The following is a 19883-nucleotide window of genomic DNA, read 5'->3' on the forward strand; positions in this document are numbered from 1 at the left end:
GCACGAGGCCCGGGATGACGGCTCTTATTGGGGCGGATCCACCTTCGCCCAGACCCGCCGCTCCGCCCCGAACCGGTCCGGGACCACGGCGCAGGCCACGTCCAGCACCATGGTCTGGCGCGTCTTCACATCATAGGCCGGCCAGGCCGGTTGCCCCGGCGCCGACGGCCGGCCGGTCCGCGCGAAATTGGCCCACATGGTGCTGATGTTCCCGGCCGCCGCGAACCGGTCGGCGCGGTCGCCGGCCAGGGTGGTGGGCGAGGCGACGGTGTTGAACACCAGGGGGATGTCGCTGGCGTGCATGGCCCCCAGCTCGATGTCGGTGCCGTCCATCTTGCGGTTTGAGCGATAGGCGATGTTGTAGACATAGACCGGGGCCCGCCCCTGGGCGGCCTTGCGCTCGGCCGTCACCACCGAGCCCGCGCCCATGGCGTAGTAGCTGGCGGCGGCCAGGTAGATGTCGCTGGGCGTCGCGCCCGGGCGGTCGGAACGGTAGGCGTCGATCAGGGTCTGGGCCCGGTCGCCGAACCGCCCCGACAGCCGCGCCTTCAGCCCCGCCTCGTCCAGCTTGAAGGCCTCGACGTCCTTCGCGGTCCAGGCGAAGAACGCCGCCTCGGTGTCCAGCCAGCCGACGACCAGCGGCTTGTCGGCGGCGCTGGCCGGGGCGGTCGGGTCGAACGGGTGATGGGGCAGCAGATCGCCGTCGACGATCGGGCCGTAGGTGCCGGGCGTCAGCGACTGGATGCCCCGCCAGCCGCCGCTGTCGCTCTTGACCTTGGCGGCCAGGGCCTTCTGGGCGGCCAGGATCTGGGGCGCGGACACGTCCAGCACCTTGCGCCAGTCGGCCGGGGCGATCCCCAGCTGCTCCAGGAACATCCGCGTCGTCTGGGCCGCGACGTCCGGCGTCGTCACCCGCACCACCGGACCGCTCTGAATGACGGCCTTGGAGAACAGCGGCGCCACCGAGGGCATGGCGTAGAGGCACGAGGTCTTGGCCCCGCCGCCGCTCTCGCCGAAGATCGTCACATTGGTCGGGTCGCCGCCGAACGCGGCGATGTTGCGCTGGACCCACTTCAAGGCGAGCACGATGTCGGACAGGCCCTGGTTGCCGGAGCCGGCGTACTCGGCCCCGCCCAGTTCGCCCAGATACAGGAAACCCAGAATGCCCAGCCGATGGTTGGTGGCCACCACCACAACGTCGTGCTCGCGGGCCAGCATCGACCCGTCCTGGGCGCTGCTGCCGCCAGAGCCGGTCGTGTAGCCGCCGCCGTGACTGTAGACCATCACCGGCTTGCCCTTGCCCCCGCTCGCCGGGGTCCAGACGTTCAGCACCAGGCAGTCCTCGCCGGGCGGCGGCTCGTTGACGCCGTAGACCGTGCTGGGATCCTGCAGCGTCGGCGTGCCCAGCCGGGTGGCGTCGAACACGCCGGTCCAGGGCGCGGCGGGCTTGGCCGGCTTGAAGCGGTTCACGCCCGAGACGCTGGCCCCGTACGGAACGCCCTTGTAGGCGTCGACGCCGCCCGTGCGCACGCCGCGCATCCGGCCCTCGGCGATGGCGATCTCGACGGGCTCGGACGGCGCGTCGGCGCAGGCGGCCATCGGAACCGCCAGGAGGCCGGCGGCGGCCGCGCCTCCGACCAGCAAGCGGCGGCGATCGACGCCGGTGTCGGGATTGGACGACGTCATGAGCGGCTCCTGTCTATTCACCGTCTCCCCGGCGAAGGCCGGGGCCCAGATTCATCCGGAACGGCTCGTGGGTTTCACCTGGGTCCCGGCCTTCGCCGGGAAGACGGAAAAAGGGGGGCGTCCTATCGGCACATCTTGTCGAGTTCGGCCCCGCCCCAGGCCGGCGCTTGCGGCGGCAACGGCAGGCCCTTGGCCTTCATCGCCTCCTCCAGGGTGGTGGGGACGGCGGTCGCCTGCGTCTTGAAGTCGGCGGCGTAGAACCTGTCGCGCTCAGCCTCGGCCAGGCCCACGAAGATCACGCCGTTGTCGCGGTACAGCTTCAGCAGGCGGGGCGCCATGCGGGCGTCGAAGGCGCCGGCGTGCATCAGCAGCACATAGGGGATGTCGCGGCCGTACAGCTTGGCCGACAGGGCGCGCTCGAAGTCCAGGCTGTCCTGAGCCGCCTTCAGGTAGCTGGCCTCCAGCACGGCCACCGCCGCGGCGTCGCCCTTGGCCATGCAGCGGGCGTAGGGCTCGTTCCAGGCGTAGTCGCCGAAGCTCATGGTCACGCTGGCGACGCGGTAGCCCTTGGCCTTCAGCGCCTTGCGGGCCGCCGCGTGCTTCTCCGGCGTCTCGCCCTCGTTGAGATAGGGATAGCGCACCCACCGCCAGTCCTGGCCTGCCATGTGCCTTTCCAGCAGCGGCTCGTTGCGGACGAGGTCGGCCTCCCAGTCGGACAGGCTGTTGGAGTTCAGGCTCATGTGCGACCAGGTGTGGTTGGCCAGCGGATGGCCCGCCGCGCGCCACAGCGACAGCACGCCCACCGAGTCCGGCTCGCGCTCTTCCTGCACCCCGTTGACGAAGCCGTAGACGGGACCGGTCCTGGCGTCATGGAAGGCGGCCAGCAGCCGGCCGGCGACCTCGATGCGGGTGACGCCGGGCGGCAGGGGGGCGTGGGCGGGCAGGTCGTCGAAGGTCAGGGCGATCTTCACCGGCGCGGCGGCATGACCGACGCCCGCCGTCATCGCGACCACCGCCAGCGGCGCGACCCATCGCGTCCAGAACCCGCTCTTGCGACCCGTGCTGCCCATGCGTTCTCCCCGTCTCATTCCTTGGCGAATGATAACGGTAACAGTTATGCCCGCGTTCGCCACGACCGCAAGATGGGTCGAGGTCGTAGTCGAATTCCTCTGGACTTATCCATAGCTCGCCAGTTATACGTCAACTCATAGCCAGAGAGTTATGAGTTCCCATGCCAGACGCTCACGACACGCTTTTTCGGACGCTCGCCGATCCCACCCGACGGGGGATCTTCGAGCGGCTGTGCCGCGACGGCGAACAGACGGTGGGGGCCCTGACGGCCCTGGCCGGGGTGTCCCAGCCGGCGGTCTCCAAGCACCTGGGCGTGCTGAAACAGGCCGGGCTGGTGCGCGATCGCCATGAGGGCCGACAGACCCATTACAGCGCTCAGCTCAACGCCCTGGCTCCGCTGACCGACTGGACCAGCCGCATGGCCGGCTTCTGGGAGGCCCGCTTCGACACCCTCGAGGACCTGCTCAACAGGATGGACCAATGACCACCGCCGACACCCAGCTCCGCACCGTCGTCGTCGAACGCGACATCGCCCATCCGCCCGAGAAGTTGTGGCGCGCCCTGACCCAGCCGCACCTGATCGCCGAATGGCTGATGAACAACGACTTCCAGCCCGTGGTCGGCCACGGCTTCCAGCTGCGCGGCGAATGGGGCGGGGTGCTGGACTGCGAGGTCCTGGCGCTCGAGCCGAACCGGACGCTGTCCTACAGCTGGAACCACGACAATCCGGATCCCGCCTACGCCCTGCAAAGCGTGGTCACCTTCACCCTGACCCCGACCGACAAAGGCACGCACCTGCGCATGGAACAGACCGGCTTCCGGCCCGACCAGAAGCAGGCCTATGGCGGCGCCCACGCCGGCTGGAAGACGTTCCTCGGCAATCTGGACCAGCTGCTGGCGCGGCTGGACTAGCCCCCTTCGAAGGAGCCCTCCCTTGAACTGGAACACCCTCATCCGCCAGACCCACCGCTGGCTGTCCATCGCCTTCACGGCCGGCGTCGTCGGCTACATGATCGTCATGACTCGGGGCCAGCCGCCCGGCTGGGTCGGGCTGTTCGCCCTGGTTCCGCTGATCTTGCTCCTGGTCACGGGGCTGTACATGTTCGTGCTGCCCTATGTCCGAGGACGCGGGCGACGCACCGGCGGATAGGAGCCGCGCCATGACCACCGAACCGACCCTGCTGTCGGGCGGCAACCCCAAGATCCCCAAGGGCGAGGGCGACGGGCCGGTCCAGGCCTATATCGCCGCCATGCCGGGCTGGAAGCAGGGCGTCGGCCGCCGGCTGGACGCGCTGATCACGGCCGCCATCCCGGACGTGCGCAAGGCGGTGAAGTGGAGCACGCCCTTCTACGGCCTGGGCGACGGAAGCTGGTTCCTGGCCCTGCACGCCTATACGCGGTTCGTGAAGGTGGCCTTCTTCCGGGGCGCGGCGCTGCGGCCCGTTCCGCCGGGCGCGTCCAAGAAGCCGGACGTGCGTTACCTGGACATCCACGAGACCGATCCGCTGGACGAAGCCCAGTTCACCGACTGGGTCAGACAGGCCAGCCAACTGCCGGGCGAACGCCTGTGATCAAGCGTACCGAGGTGAGACGATGAAAAAGACGATGGGCGGAACGCCTGAAGGACCGCCTTCCGAGCTGATCGACGCGGCGATCAAGAACCTGGACGGCTGGCGGGGCGAGACCCTGGCCAGGATCCGCGCGCTGATCCACGAGGCCGATCCCGACGTGGTCGAGGAGTGGAAGTGGGGCATTCCAGTGTGGTCGCACGACGGCATCCTGTGCACCGGCGAGACCTACAAGGCGGCCGTGAAGACCACCTTCGCCAAGGGCGCGTCGCTGGACGATCCCTCGGGCCTGTTCAATTCCAGCCTGGAGGGCGCCACCCGCCGGGCCATCGATTTCCGCGAGGGCGAGACGATCGACGCGGCGGCCTTCAAGGCGCTGATCCGCGCAGCCGTGGCGCTGAACGCCTCCAAGCCGCCCAAGGCGAAGAAGAAGAGCGGCTGAGGCGGGAGCGAAAACCTCGCCCTTCGACGAGCTCAGGATGAGGTTTTCGACTGCCGAGGTCCGCGCCATGGCCCTCATCCCGAGCTTGTCGAAGGACGAGGGCCAAGCGCTGCGCTGAACGTTAGGCCAGGGTGGTGACCACCTCGATATTACCGTGGACCGCCTTCGAATAGGGGCAGATGCCGTGCGCGGCGTCGATCAGGGCCAGGGCGACGTCGCGATCAACGCCCGGCAGGCTGACGCTCAGGCGCGCTTGCAGGAAGAAGCCGTCCGCGCCGTTGGCCAGGTCGATCTCGGCGTCGACCGAAGGGTCCGTCAGGGTGATCTTTTGCTGACCGGCCGCCAACTGGATGGCGCCGAGATAGCAGGTCGACCAGGCCGCGCCGAACAGGTTCTCGGCGGCGGGGTGGGGCTGCGGCAGCTTGATGTCCAGGAAGCCGTCGGCGCTGGTCGCCGCGCCATTGGCGCCGGCCGTGGTGTGGGTCTTGCCGGTGGCGAGGATCTTGGCGGTCATGGGGTGTTCCTTCTTGATGGCGATTTATATCGTATCCGATCTAATCGGACGCGGTGTAACTAGCTATCACCCCACGGCGAGTCAAGCCCTTCCGATTTAATCGGATACGATTTATATAGAGGACCACGAAGACGCCCTGGACAGCCCCATGACCCAGACCGACAGCGACGACCGCAAGCTTCCGAAGTTCCTGTGCTTCGCCGTCTATTCGGCGAACCTGGCGTTCGGCCGCGCCTACAAGCCCCTGCTCGACGCCCTGGGCCTGACCTACACCCAGTTCATCGCCCTGGTGGCGCTGAGCGACGAGGACGACCAGACGGTGGGCGCCTTGGGCGAGAAGCTGTTCCTGGAGTCCAACACCCTGACCCCCATCCTCAAGAAGATGGAGACGCTGGGCTACATCCAGCGCCGGCGCGATCCGGCCGACGAGCGCCAGGTGCGACTGAGCCTGACACCGGCCGGCCGCCGCCTGGTCGAGGCCGATCCCAGCGCGTCGCTGGTGGACGCCACCGGTCTGGGCGACGACTTCGAGACAGTGCTGTCGTCGGTCGCCCAGCTTCGCGACAACCTGCTGAGCGCCGGCAAGACCTAAGCCCCCCCGGCTCGACGCTGGCCGTAACCGGGACTACACACTGCAACCTCTTGGCGGGGGCCTCCAACATTCCAGGGCGCGAGCGGATCACGAGGGCCTGGGGGTCCAAGGGAGGGATCCTCCTTCGCGCGCTGGTGCTGGCGACCGCCCTGCTGTGGGCCTCGCCCGCGCCCGCCGAGGAGCCCCAGCAGCAACTCCCGAAACTGCGCCACACCGCCTGGAGCCAGGACACCGGCGCGCCGCCCAACATCTGGGCGATCGGCCAGTCGCCGCAGGGCGACCTGTGGCTGGCCAGCGGCGCGGGTCTCTATCGTTTCGACGGGGTGCGCTTCGAGCAGTTCCGGTCGGACGGCGTCCGCGCCCTGCCCAGCGAGATCATGGGCGCCATGCTGGTCACCCCGGCGGGCGACGTCTGGGTCGGCTATCACTCCGGCGGGATCTCGGTCATCCGCGACGGCCGGATCACCAACTATGCCGACGGCCCGCCCAAGGGCACCGTCAAGCAGTTCGTCCAGGGACCGGACGGCGCGGTCTGGATCGCCAGCTTCGGCGGCGTGGCCATCTTCCGCGACGGCCGCTGGACCTCGGTGAAGTGGGATCCGGCCTACGGACGGCCGTTCAACATGCTGGCGGGGCGCGACGGAAGCCTCTGGGTTGCCGCCCAGCACGCCTTCCTCCGCATCGATCCGGTTACGCTGCGCGTCCAGAAGACCAACGAACCGGTCAGCGGCGCCTGGGCCCTGACCGAGGCGCCCGACGGCCGCCTGTGGCTCTCGGACGAGGCGCTGGGCCTGCGGATCCTGGATCCCGCCCAGGTCCTGCGGCCCGACTTCGTTCCCGCGCGCAAGGCGCCCTCGCCGGCCCAGCTGCTGGTGCCACGCCGCCTGCTGTTCGACAGCGCCGGCGTCCTGTGGGGCGCCCATGAGGACGGCAAGGGGATTTTCCGGATCCTCGACCCGCGGCGCGCGCCCTCCAACCGGATCCTGACCCAGGCCGACGTCGACCAGACCTATGGCGCGACCCAGGGCCTGACGTCCGACCTGCCGGGCGCGCTGTTCCAGGATCGCGAGCGCAACATCTGGGTCGGCGGCACCCTGGGCCTGGACCGCTTCAGCGTGGCCGACATCGTCACCGCGCGGTCCATTCCGTCCAGCACGCGCGAGGGCTATCGCGCCGTGGTGACGCCGCAGGGAAGGCTGTACCTGGCCGACGCCGACACCCTGTACCGGTTCGACGACGCAGGGCGGCCCGAGGCGATCCATCGCGGCCTGGGCCATCCGAACGAGCTGTGCGCCGGCCGCGACGGCCAGGTCTGGATGGCCGCCGACCGGGGCCTGTCGCGCCTGGAGGGCCGACGCCTGGTCCCCATGCCCTTGCCGCCCGCCGCCCAGCGCCGGGTCGTCCTGGCCTGCGCCCAGGACGGCGCGGGCGACCTGTGGGCCTCGATCGCCGGCGTCGGTCTGTTCCGGCAGGACGGCGCGACCTGGCGCGGCCCGCTCAAGGCCCACCTTCCCGACGGCTTTTTCCCGCGCATCCTGGTGGCCAGCGCCAAGGGCGACATCTGGGCCGCCGATCCCGGCTTCGACCTGTTCGCGATCGGCAAGGCCGGGGTTCGCCGCATCACGGCGGCCGACGGCCTGGACATCGGCGAGATCAAGTTCATCAAGGCCGACGCCCAAGGCGGCGTGCTGGCCGGCGGCGAGCGCGGCCTGGCGCGTGGCGGGCTGGAGGGGCGCTTCCAGTCCCTGACCGTCGACCGCCGCCCGGCCCTGAGCCTGGTCTCGGGCATTGCCGAAGACGGCCTGGGCGCCACCTGGATTGGCACCATCCATGGCGTGATCAAGCTGTCGACCCGCGCCCTGGACAAGGCCTTCGCCGACCCGGCCGCGCCGCTCGACATGCGCCGGTTCGACGTGCGCGACGGCCTGTCCGGCGCGCCCCAGCAGCACTGCTGCCACGGCACGGTGTTCGCCGACGGCCGCCAGCGCATCTGGCTGCTGACCAACCGGGCCGTGGGCTGGGTCGATCCCCGCGCCCTGAGCCACAACCCCGTGCCGCCGACGGTCAGCATCCTGGGCGTGACGGCCAACAACGAACCGCGCGCCGTCCGGCCGGACATGCGGCTGATGAGCAATGTCCGCGACCTGAGGATCGACTTCGCCGCCCCCAGCCTGGTGGCGCCCGACCGGGTGCGCGTCCTCTACCGGCTGCGGGGCGTGGACGCCGACTGGGTCGACCCCGGCGCGCGGCGCCAAGCCTTCTACACGCGACTGCGGCCGGGCCATTACCGCTTCTCGGTCATCGCGGCCAACAACGACGGCGTCTGGAACAAGACCGGCGCGACCCTCGACTTCGTCATTCCGCCGACCTTCGTGCAGTCGCGAACCTTCCTGGCGCTACTGGCCCTGGGGCTGGCCTCGATCGTCGGCGGGGCCTTCTTCCTACGCCTGCATTTCGCGGCGCTGCGGATCGAGCAGCGGTACGAGGCGCGGTTGGCCGAGCGGGAACGCATCGCGCGGGAGCTGCACGACACCCTGCTGCAGACCGTCCAGGGCCTGGTCCTGAAGTTCCACGGCCTGGTCGGCGGCCTGCCGAGCAACGCCGTACGGGGCCAGATGGAAGAGGCCCTCGATCGCGCCGAACTGGTCGTCACCGAAAGCCGCGACCGGATCATGGACCTGCGCACCGTCCGGTCCAGCGAGGATCTGGTGCGACGCCTGCGCGGCGCGGCCGACCTCTCCACGTCCAGGCGCCCGCCGGAGCTGCGGGTGATCAGCCAGGGCGAGACCCGGCGCATGATCCCCTCGGCTCTGGACGAGATCATCCAGATCGGGTCCGAGGCGATCCGCAACGCGGTGAGCCATTCGGGCGGTGATCTGGTCGAGGTCGAGGTCGCCTTCGAGCCGGCCGCGTTCCGGCTGACGGTGTCAGACAACGGCGTCGGCATTCCCGCCGGCCGGCTCGAGCACGCCGCGCGGCAGGGCCACTACGGCTTCGTCGGCATGCGCGAGCGCGCCCGCAACCTGGGCGGCGAACTGGCGGTCGACGGCCAGGACGGCACGCGCGTCGAACTGATCGTTCCCGCCCGCAACGCCTATGAGACCCGGCGCTGGTTCCTGGACCGCCTGCTGCGGCCGCCGGAACGCGTCGAGATCCAGGCCCCTTCCGGATGCTCGCCCGGATAGCGCCTATCGCGTGCGCGTCACCTCCGGCAGGGCGTAGACGCCGGAGAGCACCGCTTCGGTCGGCACATAGGCGCGCACCAGCAGGGCGAACTGGCCGTCGGGCGCGGGCAGCCAGTTGGCTTTCGCGGTCGGGTCGGCCGGCTCGCGGTTCGACAGGGTCAGGGTCAGCGAGCCGTCGCTCGCGAAGACCAGCTCGTCGGCGTCGAGATTGACCGTGCCCAGGTTGGTCCGCCCGTTGGGGCTGACGGCCTGCATGTAATAGTCCTGGTCGTACATGCTCAGCGACCAGAAGCCGCCGCGCGCGCGATCCACCGGCGGCAGGCCGCCCTTCGGGAAGGTGATCGTGTAGGTGTAGCGCCCCTGCAGCAATGCGCCCTTCGCATCCGTGCCGCGGGTGAAGTAGATCGCCTCGTGATAGTCGTTGACGTAGATGTAGATCACCGCCGCCTGGGCGCGGCCGAACCAGTCGGTTCCCCAGGCCCCGCCGTTCTCCTGACGCTGCCAGCCGCCGCCCGCGCCGACGCCGACCTGGTGGTACTTGGCGGACTCGAACAGTTGGGCCTCGGCGATCAGGGCGGCCCGGTCGATCAGCGCCTTCCACGCCGGATCGCTGTCCCGCAGCGCCAGCAGGGTTCGGGCCTGGTCGGCCATCGGCGCGTCGTCGGACGAGACCTTGGGATTGAAGTCCAGCGCGGCCTTCAGGTCGTCCCAGAAGGTGGCGGCATGGACGGGGCGACTGCGCAGCACGTCGGGGTCGGCGGCGATCAGTTCGGGCGTGATCGGCGGCGGATAGACCTTGTTGCGCGCGCTGGCTTCGCAGTCGAAGGTCTTCAAGCCGGACGTGTTCTCGCTCAGGGGATACGCCCCGATCTGGTTCAACACCGCCCGCGCCTGGGCCTTGGAGTCCGCCGAGTGAGCGGTGAAGCTGCGCCCCATGGCGACGGCGATGTTGGTCGGCGAGCGCAGCACGTCGACGAAGCCTTCCGGCGGCTCGCCTTTCCAGTCCGGCCCAACCAGCAGGAACTTGCCGCCCGGCGTCTTCGAGGCCGAGCCCAGCTGGTGGATCACGGTGGTGAACAGGTCGACGATCTGGATGGTCCAGTAGTGGCCTTCAGGAACCTGAGTCGGGGTCTGGATCACCACGCCGTCAGCGGTCAGGTCAGCAAAACCGACGCCGTAAATGGTGTCGCTGTTGGGCGTGACGACCCTGCGCTGGGCTGGCGACATGTAGTCGTCGAGATAGCCCATCGTGTTCTTGGGCGCCCCGGGGAAAAGCCCCATCGTCGCGCCCGGCCCCTCCTTCATCACCTCCCAGGAACTGGTCCGCCCGAAGGTGTCGACGGCGGGATAGCCCCAATGGAAGACGATCTTGGCCAGGGCTTCGACATAGGCCTGGTTGGCCAGCCTGGCGGCCACGCCGGCGGAATCGGCGAGGTCGGGATGGGCGGCGTTGAACTGCCGCGCGACATAGGGAACGGCCTGGTCCGGCATGGGAGCGCCTCCTGGAGGAGTCGCCAGCCTATTGCCCCGGGGGCGGGGTCTTAATCGGGCGAACCCCTGCGAGCCCCGATGTTTTCCCCTAGGCGAGGCGGGTGCCGGTCTCGCCGGTGAGCGACTTCCTCGTCCTTCGACAGGCTCAGGATGAGGAATTCGAATTCAGCCGCCTGAGAAGTAGCCCTCATCCTGAGCTTGTCGAAGGACGAGGGCGGTCCCCCCTCAGCTCTCCAGCCGCCCCAACGTCCTGTCGACCAGGCCGTCCAGGTCGCTGGCGTCGTCGCCGAACGTCGCCAGGTCGTCGGACGTCGCCTGGGCGAACAGGGTCACGGCCTCGTCGGACGTGGCGAGCAGGGCGACGGCGGCCTCCGCCTCGTCGGGCGGCCAACGCTCAAGATCGACCCCCAGGCTGGCGAGGCTGGCTTTGAACCGGGCGATATCCATGGCTACAGATCTTCTTCTGTCTCTGGAGATTGGTCTTCAGCGCCGCCCGCCCCCGTTTGAGGAGCGACCGCACCGCCTGTTCCGAGCAGTCCAGGACGTCGGCGATTCTACCAACGTCCAGCTCCTCGAAATAGAACATTGTCAGGGCCTGGTTCTGGCTTTCCGGCAGGCGGTCCAGCGCCTGGCGAAGGCCCTTGGCCCGTTCGATCCGCTCCAGCCGGCCCAGCGCGTCCTCCGGGGTTTCGGCCCGCACGTCGCTCTCGGCCAGGCGATTGATCACCTCCTGCGGCTCGGGGCAGGCCCGCGCGACGCCGCGCAGGGATCGCCGCCGGTCGATGGCCTTGTTGACCGTGATCCGGTGCAGCCAGGTCGAGAACCGGGCGTCCGGCCGCCAGTCCAGCCGCGCCTTCCACACCGAGACGAACACCTCCTGGGCGACGTCCTCGGCCTCGTGCACGTCGCCCAGCACGTTCAGCGCCAGACGGCGCACCATCCGCAGATGACGCTCGACCAGCGGCCGGAAGGCCGAAGGCTCGGCCCCCGCGCAGGCCAGGAACAGATCCTCGTCGGAACGGGTGTCGGCAAGATCAATGTTCGTCGAATGCGGCATTGTCTCAGTCCAAATCAGAATGTTTCTGAAAATGAACCAGGCAATAGACGTGCCATATTTCGAATAACGACGACAGTAAAACGATCCGTTATTTAACGGAAATGTTCGACATTATCATTCCTTTCCTCGTAGACATTTACAGAACGGCTGGAGAAGATCCAGAGACTTTTGATACGAAGGCGACACAGTGCTGCGACGAGCAGCCTCGGTGAGCGTCTCCAGCAAGGAACGGTAAAAGCCGCGCAGCATCACGCCGTCCTGTCCGGCGGCCGAAAAATCGAGACTCGTCGACAGCACCATCAGGATCTGGGTCGCGCGGGCGGCGTGACGGCACATTTGATCCAGCGCCCTGGCCTCGTGGGCCGATTTTGCCGAGGCGATGGCGCGGTACAGCTCCTCGTGCACGGCGGCGAGCACGTCGCGTGGGTTCTGGTTGAGATTGCGCGCGGCGGCATAGGCCCCGTAGGCCTTCGAGTTAGCTGTCGTCATTGCTGTTGCTGGCTCCGAGAATGGCCTTGATCTGGGCTTGAAGAAGCTGGGCGGCGGAGAGCTCGCTCTCCATGTTCGCGTACTTGGTCACCAGCCGGGCGCGGTAGTCCTCGGCGTCGGTGCGGATGTCGTCCGACTTGCTGGACAGGTCGGTGTCGATCGTCTCCAGGCTGGCGATCTGGGCCTGGATCGTGCCGTTGGTGGTGTTGGCGTAGCCGTTCAGCAGGCTGGTGATCTTGTTGGCGAAGCCTTGGTCGACCTTGATCGCGATCGGTCCGGTGGTCGCCGGCGACAGGGCGAACGACAGCCCTTCGTAGATCGTGCCCTTGGCGCCGCTGATCAGGCTGCCCGACACCGTGAACAGGCCGGTCTTGCCGCCCACCGTCACGTCGGTGATCGCGCCGTCGGTCGCGGTGACGTCCAGGCTGAAGTCGAACGACTGGGTGGTGGCGTTCTTCATCAGCTTCAGGCCGGCGTTGTCGGCGGTGAAGCTGGTCTCGAAGAAGCTGGCCACGCTGGAGAGGTTGGTCAGCAGCAGGTTGTCCAGCGTGCTCTCGCTGGACAGCTGCAGCTTGTTGTTGGCGTCGAAGGTCAGGCCCAGGTCGGCCAGGTCGGCGACGTCGTCGCCGGCCGAGCTGGGCGACCCCGACAGCACCGCGCTCAACTGGCGGCCCGAGTCGCGCAGGATGCTGTCGGCGAACAGCACCGCGTCGGCCGACACCGTGCCGTCCGAGCCCACGGTCTGGTTGGTGACCACGAAGTCGCGCAGGGCGTTGTAGGCGGTGACGAAGCCGGTGATCGCCGTCTTGATGTCGTCGTAGTTGGCCTCGACGTCCAGGGTGATGGTCTGGCCGGTGGTCGTGCCCTGCAGCAGCGAGATCGACAGGCCGGGGATTACGTCGTCCAGCTCGTTGCCGTCGCTGGTGATGGTCTGTTGGTCGATGGTGACGATCGAGGGCTGGGCCGCCTGGAGCTGCGAGGCGAAGGCGCCGGTGGAGTCGGTCAGGCCGATGCCCAGGGCCACGTCGCCGCCCGACGTGGTCGAGACGCTGATCGCCTGGTTGGTGTCGCTGGTCGACAGCACCAGGCGCGCCCCGCCTCCGGTGCTGATCACCGTGGCGGTGACGCCGCTGGTCGCGGTCTGGGCGTTGATGGCGGTCGACAGGTCGTTCAGCGTCATGCCGCTGGTGACGGTGATGTCGACGGCCGTTCCACTCGCGGCGCTCAGCGACATCACCCCGTCCAGGCCCAGCGCCGTCTTGGCCGAGGCCTGGGTGGCGGAAGCCACCTTCTGGGCCTTGGCCAGCTGGGTGACGGTGATCTCGTAGGAGGCGGCCGTGGCGTCGGTGTCGGCGGCGACGGCCAGCACGCCCGTGGCGTCGCTGCCGTCCGAGGCGGTCAGATAGGCCTGCTTCTCGTCGAAGGCGTTGGTGGTGGTCGAGATCGCGCTGAAGGTCGACGAGGCCAGGCTGGACATCGAAGTCGACACCGCCTGCAGCAGGGTCTGCAGGGTCTGGTACGACGAGATCTTGGTCTTGTTGGCGGTGACCTTGGCGTCGATCGTGTCGGCGCGGGCGGTCTGCTGGGCCACGGCCGCGCTGATCAACGCGTCGGTGTCCAGGCCCGACACCGCGCCGGTGACGTGGCTGGTCGAACCGGAGGTCGAGACGCTGCTGGTCGTGGTCACGGCGAGCCTTCAAGCGAGGAATGAAAGAAGTGGCGGGAGAGCCAGGGAACCCTCCCGCCGAGGTGGGTCGCGGCTACTGCAGCAGCTTCAGAAGCGACTGGCTCATCGAGTTCGCTTGCCCGAGGGCGGCGATCGCTGCGCTGGTCAGGGTCTGGGCGTTGGTGAACTTCGTCTGTTCCGAGGCGATATCGACATCAGAGATCGCCGATTTCGCCGACTGCAGGTTCTCCAGCGACGTGGAGATCACGTCGCCGCGGTAGGAGAAGCGCGACAGGGTCGCGCCGACATTGGCCCGCGACTTCGACACCTGGGTGATCGCCGTATCGATCGCGTCCATCGCCGTGGCCGCCGAGGCGGCGCTGGTGATTGACGTGCCCGAAATGCCCAGCGAGGCGGTGTCCGACGCGTCCAGCTTGACGCTGATCGTGTCGCTGCTGCTGGTGCCGACCAGGAAGTTGACGCCCGTACCGTTGGTATAGGCGCTGGTCCCCGTGCCGGCCGTGGCGGTCCAGGAGGTGGTGTTGACCGAGTCCGCCAGCAGGTCGTCGGCGGTGGCCTTGGCCGTGCCGGCGGCGTTCAGCAGCAGATTGCCCGAGTCGTCGACATAGTCGCCGACGTCGATGGTCGTCGCCGTGCCGTCGGCCAGATAGCTGACAGCCCCCAGGGCGGTGTTGCCGGTCGCCACCTTGAAGTAGTCGGTGTCGGCCGTGCCGGCGGAGCCGGCCGTTCCCAGGGTCACCGACACCGAGGTCCCGCTGGAAGACAGCAGGGCCACCCCGTTGAAGTTCGTGGTCGACGCGATGTCGTCGATTTCCGAACCCAGCTGGGTGTACTCGGCGTTGATGTAGCTGAGGTCGTCGGTGCTGGAGCTGCCCGACTGCGCCTGGGCCGTCAGCGACTTCATCCGTTGCAGGATGTCGGCGATGTTGGACAGGGCGCCGTCGGCCGTGTTCAGCACCGAAGTGCCGCTGGTGACGTTGGTGGCGGCTTGGTTCAGCACGGTGATGTCAGCGTTCATGGACGTCGCGATGGCTAGACCCGACGCGTCGTCCTTGGCGCTCACGATCCGCGAGCCGCTCGACAGCTTGGCCAGGGATTCGCTCTGCGCGGCGCTGTTGGTGTTCAGGTAGCGCAGGGCGGTGTTGGCCGCTGTGTTGGTTGAGATGACAGGCATTTTCTAATCCGGCTCTCTAGCTAGAGGCCGCGCCGGACGACCCGGAGCGGGAAGCCTCCCGCCGTTCTGCGCGGCCAGGCTTCACGGATTGAACGAGGCCCCCACGGCGGATGGGGCGGTTTAATTTGAGACCTGATCCTTCTCCCCTTGCGGGACAAGGTGGCCTCGTGGAGCGAGGTCGGATGAGGGGTTGATCAGCGGATCAGCCGCGAACGACGGACAGGTCAGCGCGCCCCATCATCCGTCAGCTTCGCTGACACCTTCTCCCGCAAGGGGAGAAGGACGTTTCAGGGCGCCACGAAAAAACACCGCCCCATCCGCCCCGCCGCCTCCGTTGAACCCTGCGAACGACGCCGCCCGGCGTCACCGGAGGGTTCTCTCATGACCACTGTCTCGTCGCCCACGAGCGCCGCCACGACGACCACCACCAGCACGTCGACCGGCGTGGCGGCCCTCGGCACGACCGATTTCCTCAAGCTGCTGATGACGCAGCTGACCAACCAGAACCCGCTCGATCCGACCGATCCCACCCAGTTCACCAGCCAGCTGGCGACCTATTCGGGCCTCGAGCAGCAGATCAACATGAACACGACGCTGACGACGTTGTCGGACAACATGTCGTCGCTGCTGACCCAGGTTCAGTTGCTCGCCTCCGGCCAGAGCTAGGGGCGCGCCATGAGCCTTTCGTCCGCCCTCTCGACGGCCGTGTCGGGCCTGACGGCCCAGAGCCTGGCCCTGGCCGCCATCTCCGAGAACATCGCCAACTCCTCGACCACCGCCTACAAGACCAAGGAGGTCGACTTCCAGTCGCTGGTCACCGGCGCGATGGGCTCGGCCAAGTCGACCAGCTCGGTGGTGGCCAAATCCAGCCAGGCGCTGAACGTCGGCGGGGTGATCTCCTCGACCCCCACCTCGACCAATGTCGCCATCGACGGCTCGGGCTTCTTCGTGGTCTCGGCCCATCCGGGCGACACCGCCTCGGACCTGGTCTACAGCCGCAACGGCAGCTTCTCGCGCGACGCCGACGGCTATCTGGTCAACAGCGAGGGCTACTACCTCCAGGGCCTGCCCACCGACGCCGACGGCGCCATCCTGGCCAGCAACGCCAGCGACCTGTCGAACCTGCAGGCCATCAACTTCAACTCGATCGGCGGCACGGCCAAGGCGACCGGGAACGTGGCGATGTCGGCCAACCTGCCGGCCGACGCCACGACGGGCCAGGCCTTCACCACCAGCATGGAGGTGATCGACTCCCTCGGCGTCAGCCACACGGTCGGACAGACCTGGACCAAGACCGGCGACAACACCTGGTCCCTGGCCCTGGCCAACCCGACCTTGACCTCCGACGCCAGCAAGACTTCGGGCGTGGTCACCCCATCGACCGTGTCGGTGACCTTCAACACCGACGGCAGCCTGGCCTCGACCAATCCCTCGCCGGTGTCGGTCAGCATCACCGGCTTCTCGACCGGGGCGGCGACCAGCGCCATCAACCTGAACCTGGGCACGTCCGGCGGCACCGACGGCCTGACCCAGTTCGCCTCGACCTCCTCGACCCTGTCGATCAACCCGACCTTCGAACAGGACGGCGCCAACTATGGCGAGCTGTCGGGCGTGACCATCGACGCCAACGGCCTGGTCACCGCCAATTTCGACAACGGGGTGAGTCTGGCGATCTACCAGATCCCGGTCGCCACCTTCTCCAATCCCAACGGCCTGACCCACGTCTCGGGCACGGTCTATGACGAGAACACCGACGCCGGCCAGGTGCACGTCAACCTGCCGGGCGACGGAAGCTCGGGCACGCTGGTGGCCAGCGCCCTGGAGGGCTCGACCACCGACATCGCCACCGAGTTCAACAAGATGATCATCGCCCAGCAGGCCTATTCGGCGGCCTCGCAGGTGATCACCACCACCAAGGGCATGTTCGACACCCTGATCCAGGCCGTGCGCTGATGGACATGATCGAACGCCTGAGGCTGCGCGCCGAACACTCCCGCCGGGTGGGCGGCGACGCCCCCCTGGTCACCACCGTCGAGGAGGCCCGGGCCCTGGCGCGCGGCGTGGCCGAGGGCCTGGCGGCGGCCTCCGACCAGGACCGCCTGCTGCTGCTGTCCAGCCTGCACGAGGTGCGGGCCGCGCTCGACACCCGGCTGTCGCGCCTGGACGCCGACATGAGCGAGGGCCGCGCGCGAATCGCGGCGGTCAATCGCGGCCTGTCGGCGCACTCCAGCTACTCCAATCGCATGTCGCCTCGCGGCGCCGGGCCTCGGAAAGGCTGATCGCCATGTCGCTGTCCTCGATCATCGGCGCGGCGGGCTCGGCCCTGACGGCGTCGCAGACCCGGATCGCGGTGGCCAACCTCAACGTCGCCAACGCCGACGACCTGACCTACACCCGAAAGACCGTCACCAGCGCGGTCAGCACCACCACCCAGACCCTGTCGGACGCCACGATCCTGCGCGTCGCCGACAGCTTCCTGAGCAAGACGGTGCTGAAAACCGCCGCCGCCGCCGGGGGCGACGCGGTGACCGACACCTACATGCAATCCTACGACGCGGCCCTGGGCTCGACCGCCAGCGGCGACGATGTCTCCAGCCTGATGACCGCCTTCGCCACGTCGCTGTCGGCCCTGTCGTCCAGCCCCGACGCCACGACCAAGGCCCAGCTGGTCTCCGACGCCTCGTCCCTGGTCCAGGGGATCAAGAGCCTGTCGGGCGAGGTGCAGTCCCTGCGCACCCAGGCCAACACCCAGATCGAAACCACGGTGGGCACGATCAACCAGTCGCTGAAGAGCCTGGCCTCGCTGAACGACCAGATCGCCACGGTCTCGGCCCAGGGCGGCGACGCCACCGCCCTGGAGGACCAGCGCGACGCGGCCCTGACCACCCTGTCGGGCCTGATGGGCGTCTCCAGCTTTGTCACCGCCGACAACCAGCTACGCGTCTACACCACCGGCGGCGACGCCCTGCTGGGCACGACGGCCGCGACGCTCAGCTACACCGCCTCCAGCACGCTGGGCGCCGGCGCGACCTATCCCGGATCGATCGCCGGGATCACCCTGAACGGCAAGGACATCACCGCCAGCCAGACCACCGGCGAGCTGGGCGCCCTGGTCACCCTGCGCGACCAGACCCTGCCGGCCCAGCAGGACCAGTTGGACGCCCTGGCCTCCACCCTGATCGGCCAGGTCAACGCCGTGACCAACGCCGGTAGCGCGGTCCCGGCGCCGAACAGCCTGACCAGCGCCGGGACGGTGAGCGCGACCGACGCCCTCTCCGCGACCGGAACCCTGCGCGTGGCGGTGACCGACGCCAGCGGCAAGGCGGTCGGGGTCCAGGACCTGGACCTGTCCAGCTACGCCACGGTCGGCGACCTGGTCACGGCGCTGAACGGGGTCAGCGGGCTCTCGGCCAGCATCGGATCGGACGGCAAGCTGACGATCGCCGCGACCAACAGCGCCAACGGCGTGGCCCTGGCCGACGACGGGGCCGGGATCTCGGCCAGGTTCGGCTTCAACAACCTGCTCACGGGCTCCGGCGCCTCGGACATCGGCGTGTCGGCGAAACTGACCAGCGACCCGAGCGGCCTGCCGACGGCGGCCCTCTCCACCACCACGACCTTGGCGGTCGGCGGCCTGGCCCTGGCCTCGGGCGACAGCACGATCGCCGACAAGCTCTCCGGCCTGCTGACGACCTCGGTCTCGTTCGCGGCGACCGGAAGTCAGGCGGCCAAGACGACCAGCCTGGCGTCCTACGCCTCCAGCTTCGTCTCCGGCGCCGCCACGATGATCGCCGCCGCCGCAACCCAGAGCACCAATTCCACCGCCGCCAGCGACGCGGCCACCTCGCGCCTGCAGAACCTGACCGCCGTGAACATCGACGAGGAGCTGGCCAACCTCACCCAGTACCAGAGCCAGTACGAGGCCAACGCCCAGCTGATCTCGATCGCCAAGGACCTGTTCGACACCCTCGTCAGCATGGTGAGCTGAATGATCAGCCGCGTCTCCAGCTTCGCCCACACCAGCGCCATGACCGCCGCCAGCCTCAAGGTCCAGGCCAAGCTGGCCGAACAGCAGGACCAGACCGCCTCGGGCCTGAAGTCCCAGACCTATGGCGGCATGGCCAGGAGCACCGCCAGCATCCTGACCCTGGGCAACCAGAGCGCCCGCCTGACCGCCGACAACACCGCCGCGACCTCGGCCGCGTCCTTCGTCCAGGCGGCCTATTCGGCGGTGGGCTCGATCGCGGACCTGGCCACCACCATCAAGACCCAGCTGGCCTCGATGATGAGCAGCTCGACCCTGGACGCCGGCGCCACCAGCCAGTACGCGGCCGACTGGCTGACCGACCTGCAGGCCCTGCTCAACAGCCAGCAGGGCGGGACCTACCTGTTCTCCGGCCAGGCCACCGACACCGCCCCGGTCGACTTCTCCGCCGCCGGCTACGACCCGACGGCGGGGGCCGATACGAGTTACTACGGCGGCGCGACCACGGGGCGGACCTATTCCAGCTCGGAGGGCCAGACGGTCGGCCTGTCGGTCTCGGCCAACGCCTCGGCCTTCGAGCAGTTGGCCCGGGCCATCGCCACGGTCGCCGCCGACCCGTCCGACCCCGACGCCATCGCCAGCGCCTACGCCCTGTCGGGCACGGCCCTGACCGGGGTCGGCACGCTGCAGGAAACCATCGCCATCCAGGCCTCGTCCCTGCAGTCGGCCACCGACCGCAACACCGCCAAGATCGACGCCATCGACACCCTGGTCACCTCCATGAAAGGCGCCGACCTGACCCAGGCCGCCGTGCTGACCACCCAGTACCAGACCCAGCTGGAAGCCCTGTTCTCGATGATCAACACGCTCTCGTCGCTGAGCCTGAGCAAGTATCTCTAGGCGCTTGGATCCAGCGCCTGGCGGCCGGGTCCGATCGCCAGG

At 68.6% G+C, this 19883-nt stretch carries 21 protein-coding genes; 12 read left to right on the forward strand and 9 right to left on the reverse strand.

Features of this window, described 5'->3' with window-relative positions; genetic code table 11:
- Window positions 1–24 precede the first annotated feature (24 nt).
- Together G3M62_RS20550 and G3M62_RS20555 are read right to left on the reverse strand one after the other, a co-directional pair.
- A complete protein-coding gene (locus G3M62_RS20550; protein WP_165190408.1) occupies window positions 25–1686 on the reverse strand; it encodes a carboxylesterase/lipase family protein in 1662 nt (553 codons plus the stop codon).
- A gap of 122 nt (window positions 1687–1808) precedes the next feature.
- Window positions 1809–2756, reverse strand: coding sequence for a polysaccharide deacetylase family protein (locus G3M62_RS20555; RefSeq protein ID WP_165190410.1), 948 nt, complete (start codon window positions 2754–2756; stop codon window positions 1809–1811).
- Window positions 2757–2917: 161 nt separating this feature from the next.
- Here G3M62_RS20555 and G3M62_RS20560 point away from each other — a divergent pair, with 161 nt between their 5' ends.
- The 5 genes from G3M62_RS20560 to G3M62_RS20580 are packed head-to-tail and all read left to right on the forward strand — an operon-like array spanning window position 2918 to window position 4767.
- Window positions 2918–3241: an ArsR/SmtB family transcription factor gene (locus G3M62_RS20560; RefSeq protein ID WP_165190412.1), complete on the forward strand. Its 324-nt coding sequence runs from the start codon at window positions 2918–2920 to the stop codon at window positions 3239–3241.
- The gene (locus tag G3M62_RS20565) at window positions 3238–3669 is read left to right on the forward strand and encodes an SRPBCC family protein (protein WP_165190414.1); all 432 of its coding nucleotides are present in this window, start codon (window positions 3238–3240) and stop codon (window positions 3667–3669) included. Before G3M62_RS20560 ends, G3M62_RS20565 begins: the two co-directional genes overlap by 4 nt.
- Window positions 3670–3691: 22 nt before the next feature.
- Window positions 3692–3907: a hypothetical protein gene (locus G3M62_RS20570; protein ID WP_165190416.1), complete on the forward strand. Its 216-nt coding sequence runs from the start codon at window positions 3692–3694 to the stop codon at window positions 3905–3907.
- A 10-nt stretch (window positions 3908–3917) separates the two neighbouring features.
- Window positions 3918–4328, forward strand: coding sequence for a DUF1801 domain-containing protein (locus tag G3M62_RS20575; protein ID WP_246263358.1), 411 nt, complete (start codon window positions 3918–3920; stop codon window positions 4326–4328).
- A 22-nt stretch (window positions 4329–4350) separates the two neighbouring features.
- Window positions 4351–4767 carry a DUF1801 domain-containing protein gene (locus tag G3M62_RS20580; RefSeq protein WP_165190420.1) on the forward strand — a complete coding sequence of 139 codons (417 nt, stop codon included), beginning with the start codon at window positions 4351–4353 and terminating at the stop codon, window positions 4765–4767.
- 121 nt (window positions 4768–4888) lie between these two features.
- Here the strand turns inward: G3M62_RS20580 and G3M62_RS20585 are convergent, their stop codons facing one another.
- Window positions 4889–5281: an Ohr family peroxiredoxin gene (locus tag G3M62_RS20585; RefSeq protein ID WP_165190422.1), complete on the reverse strand. Its 393-nt coding sequence runs from the start codon at window positions 5279–5281 to the stop codon at window positions 4889–4891.
- 148 nt (window positions 5282–5429) lie between these two features.
- Here G3M62_RS20585 and G3M62_RS20590 point away from each other — a divergent pair, with 148 nt between their 5' ends.
- Window positions 5430–5873, forward strand: a complete 444-nt coding sequence (locus G3M62_RS20590) for a MarR family winged helix-turn-helix transcriptional regulator (RefSeq protein WP_165190424.1) — start codon at window positions 5430–5432, stop codon at window positions 5871–5873.
- Window positions 5874–6007: 134 nt separating this feature from the next.
- Complete coding sequence (locus G3M62_RS20595; protein ID WP_165190426.1) at window positions 6008–9058, forward strand: sensor histidine kinase; 3051 nt, start codon at window positions 6008–6010, stop codon at window positions 9056–9058.
- A 3-nt stretch (window positions 9059–9061) separates the two neighbouring features.
- On the opposite strand, the gene G3M62_RS20600 is transcribed toward G3M62_RS20595, so the two are convergent.
- The 6 genes from G3M62_RS20600 to G3M62_RS20625 form a co-directional block, all read right to left on the reverse strand.
- Complete coding sequence (locus G3M62_RS20600; RefSeq protein ID WP_165190427.1) at window positions 9062–10549, reverse strand: DUF1254 domain-containing protein; 1488 nt, start codon at window positions 10547–10549, stop codon at window positions 9062–9064.
- Window positions 10550–10774: 225 nt separating this feature from the next.
- Window positions 10775–10996, reverse strand: coding sequence for a hypothetical protein (locus G3M62_RS20605; protein ID WP_165190428.1), 222 nt, complete (start codon window positions 10994–10996; stop codon window positions 10775–10777).
- Window positions 10944–11606, reverse strand: a complete 663-nt coding sequence (locus tag G3M62_RS20610) for an RNA polymerase sigma factor (RefSeq protein WP_165190429.1) — start codon at window positions 11604–11606, stop codon at window positions 10944–10946. The genes G3M62_RS20605 and G3M62_RS20610 overlap by 53 nt, the downstream gene beginning before the upstream one ends.
- A 114-nt stretch (window positions 11607–11720) precedes the next feature.
- Complete coding sequence (locus G3M62_RS20615) at window positions 11721–12095, reverse strand: flagellar protein FliS (protein WP_165190430.1); 375 nt, start codon at window positions 12093–12095, stop codon at window positions 11721–11723.
- On the reverse strand, window positions 12082–13782 hold the full coding sequence (fliD, locus tag G3M62_RS20620) for a flagellar filament capping protein FliD (RefSeq protein WP_165190431.1): 1701 nt from the start codon (window positions 13780–13782) through the stop codon (window positions 12082–12084). The genes G3M62_RS20615 and fliD overlap by 14 nt, the downstream gene beginning before the upstream one ends.
- Window positions 13783–13855: 73 nt before the next feature.
- Window positions 13856–14956, reverse strand: coding sequence for a flagellin N-terminal helical domain-containing protein (locus G3M62_RS20625; RefSeq protein WP_165190432.1), 1101 nt, complete (start codon window positions 14954–14956; stop codon window positions 13856–13858).
- 381 nt (window positions 14957–15337) lie between these two features.
- Between G3M62_RS20625 and G3M62_RS20630 the strand changes: the two genes are divergently transcribed.
- The 5 genes from G3M62_RS20630 to G3M62_RS20650 are packed head-to-tail and all read left to right on the forward strand — an operon-like array spanning window position 15338 to window position 19841.
- Window positions 15338–15622 carry a flagellar hook capping FlgD N-terminal domain-containing protein gene (locus G3M62_RS20630; protein ID WP_165190433.1) on the forward strand — a complete coding sequence of 95 codons (285 nt, stop codon included), beginning with the start codon at window positions 15338–15340 and terminating at the stop codon, window positions 15620–15622.
- Window positions 15623–15631: 9 nt separating this feature from the next.
- A complete protein-coding gene (flgE, locus tag G3M62_RS20635; RefSeq protein ID WP_165190434.1) occupies window positions 15632–16909 on the forward strand; it encodes a flagellar hook protein FlgE in 1278 nt (425 codons plus the stop codon).
- 5 nt (window positions 16910–16914) lie between these two features.
- On the forward strand, window positions 16915–17235 hold the full coding sequence (locus G3M62_RS20640; RefSeq protein WP_165190435.1) for a hypothetical protein: 321 nt from the start codon (window positions 16915–16917) through the stop codon (window positions 17233–17235).
- Between the two features lie 5 nt (window positions 17236–17240).
- Window positions 17241–18944, forward strand: coding sequence for a flagellar hook-associated protein FlgK (gene flgK / locus G3M62_RS20645; RefSeq protein WP_165190436.1), 1704 nt, complete (start codon window positions 17241–17243; stop codon window positions 18942–18944).
- Window positions 18945–19841, forward strand: coding sequence for a flagellin (locus tag G3M62_RS20650; RefSeq protein WP_165190437.1), 897 nt, complete (start codon window positions 18945–18947; stop codon window positions 19839–19841).
- Window positions 19842–19883: the final 42 nt, after the last annotated feature.

It is taken from the genome of Caulobacter soli (genome assembly GCF_011045195.1).
In the GTDB taxonomy this organism is placed as follows: domain Bacteria; phylum Pseudomonadota; class Alphaproteobacteria; order Caulobacterales; family Caulobacteraceae; genus Caulobacter; species Caulobacter soli.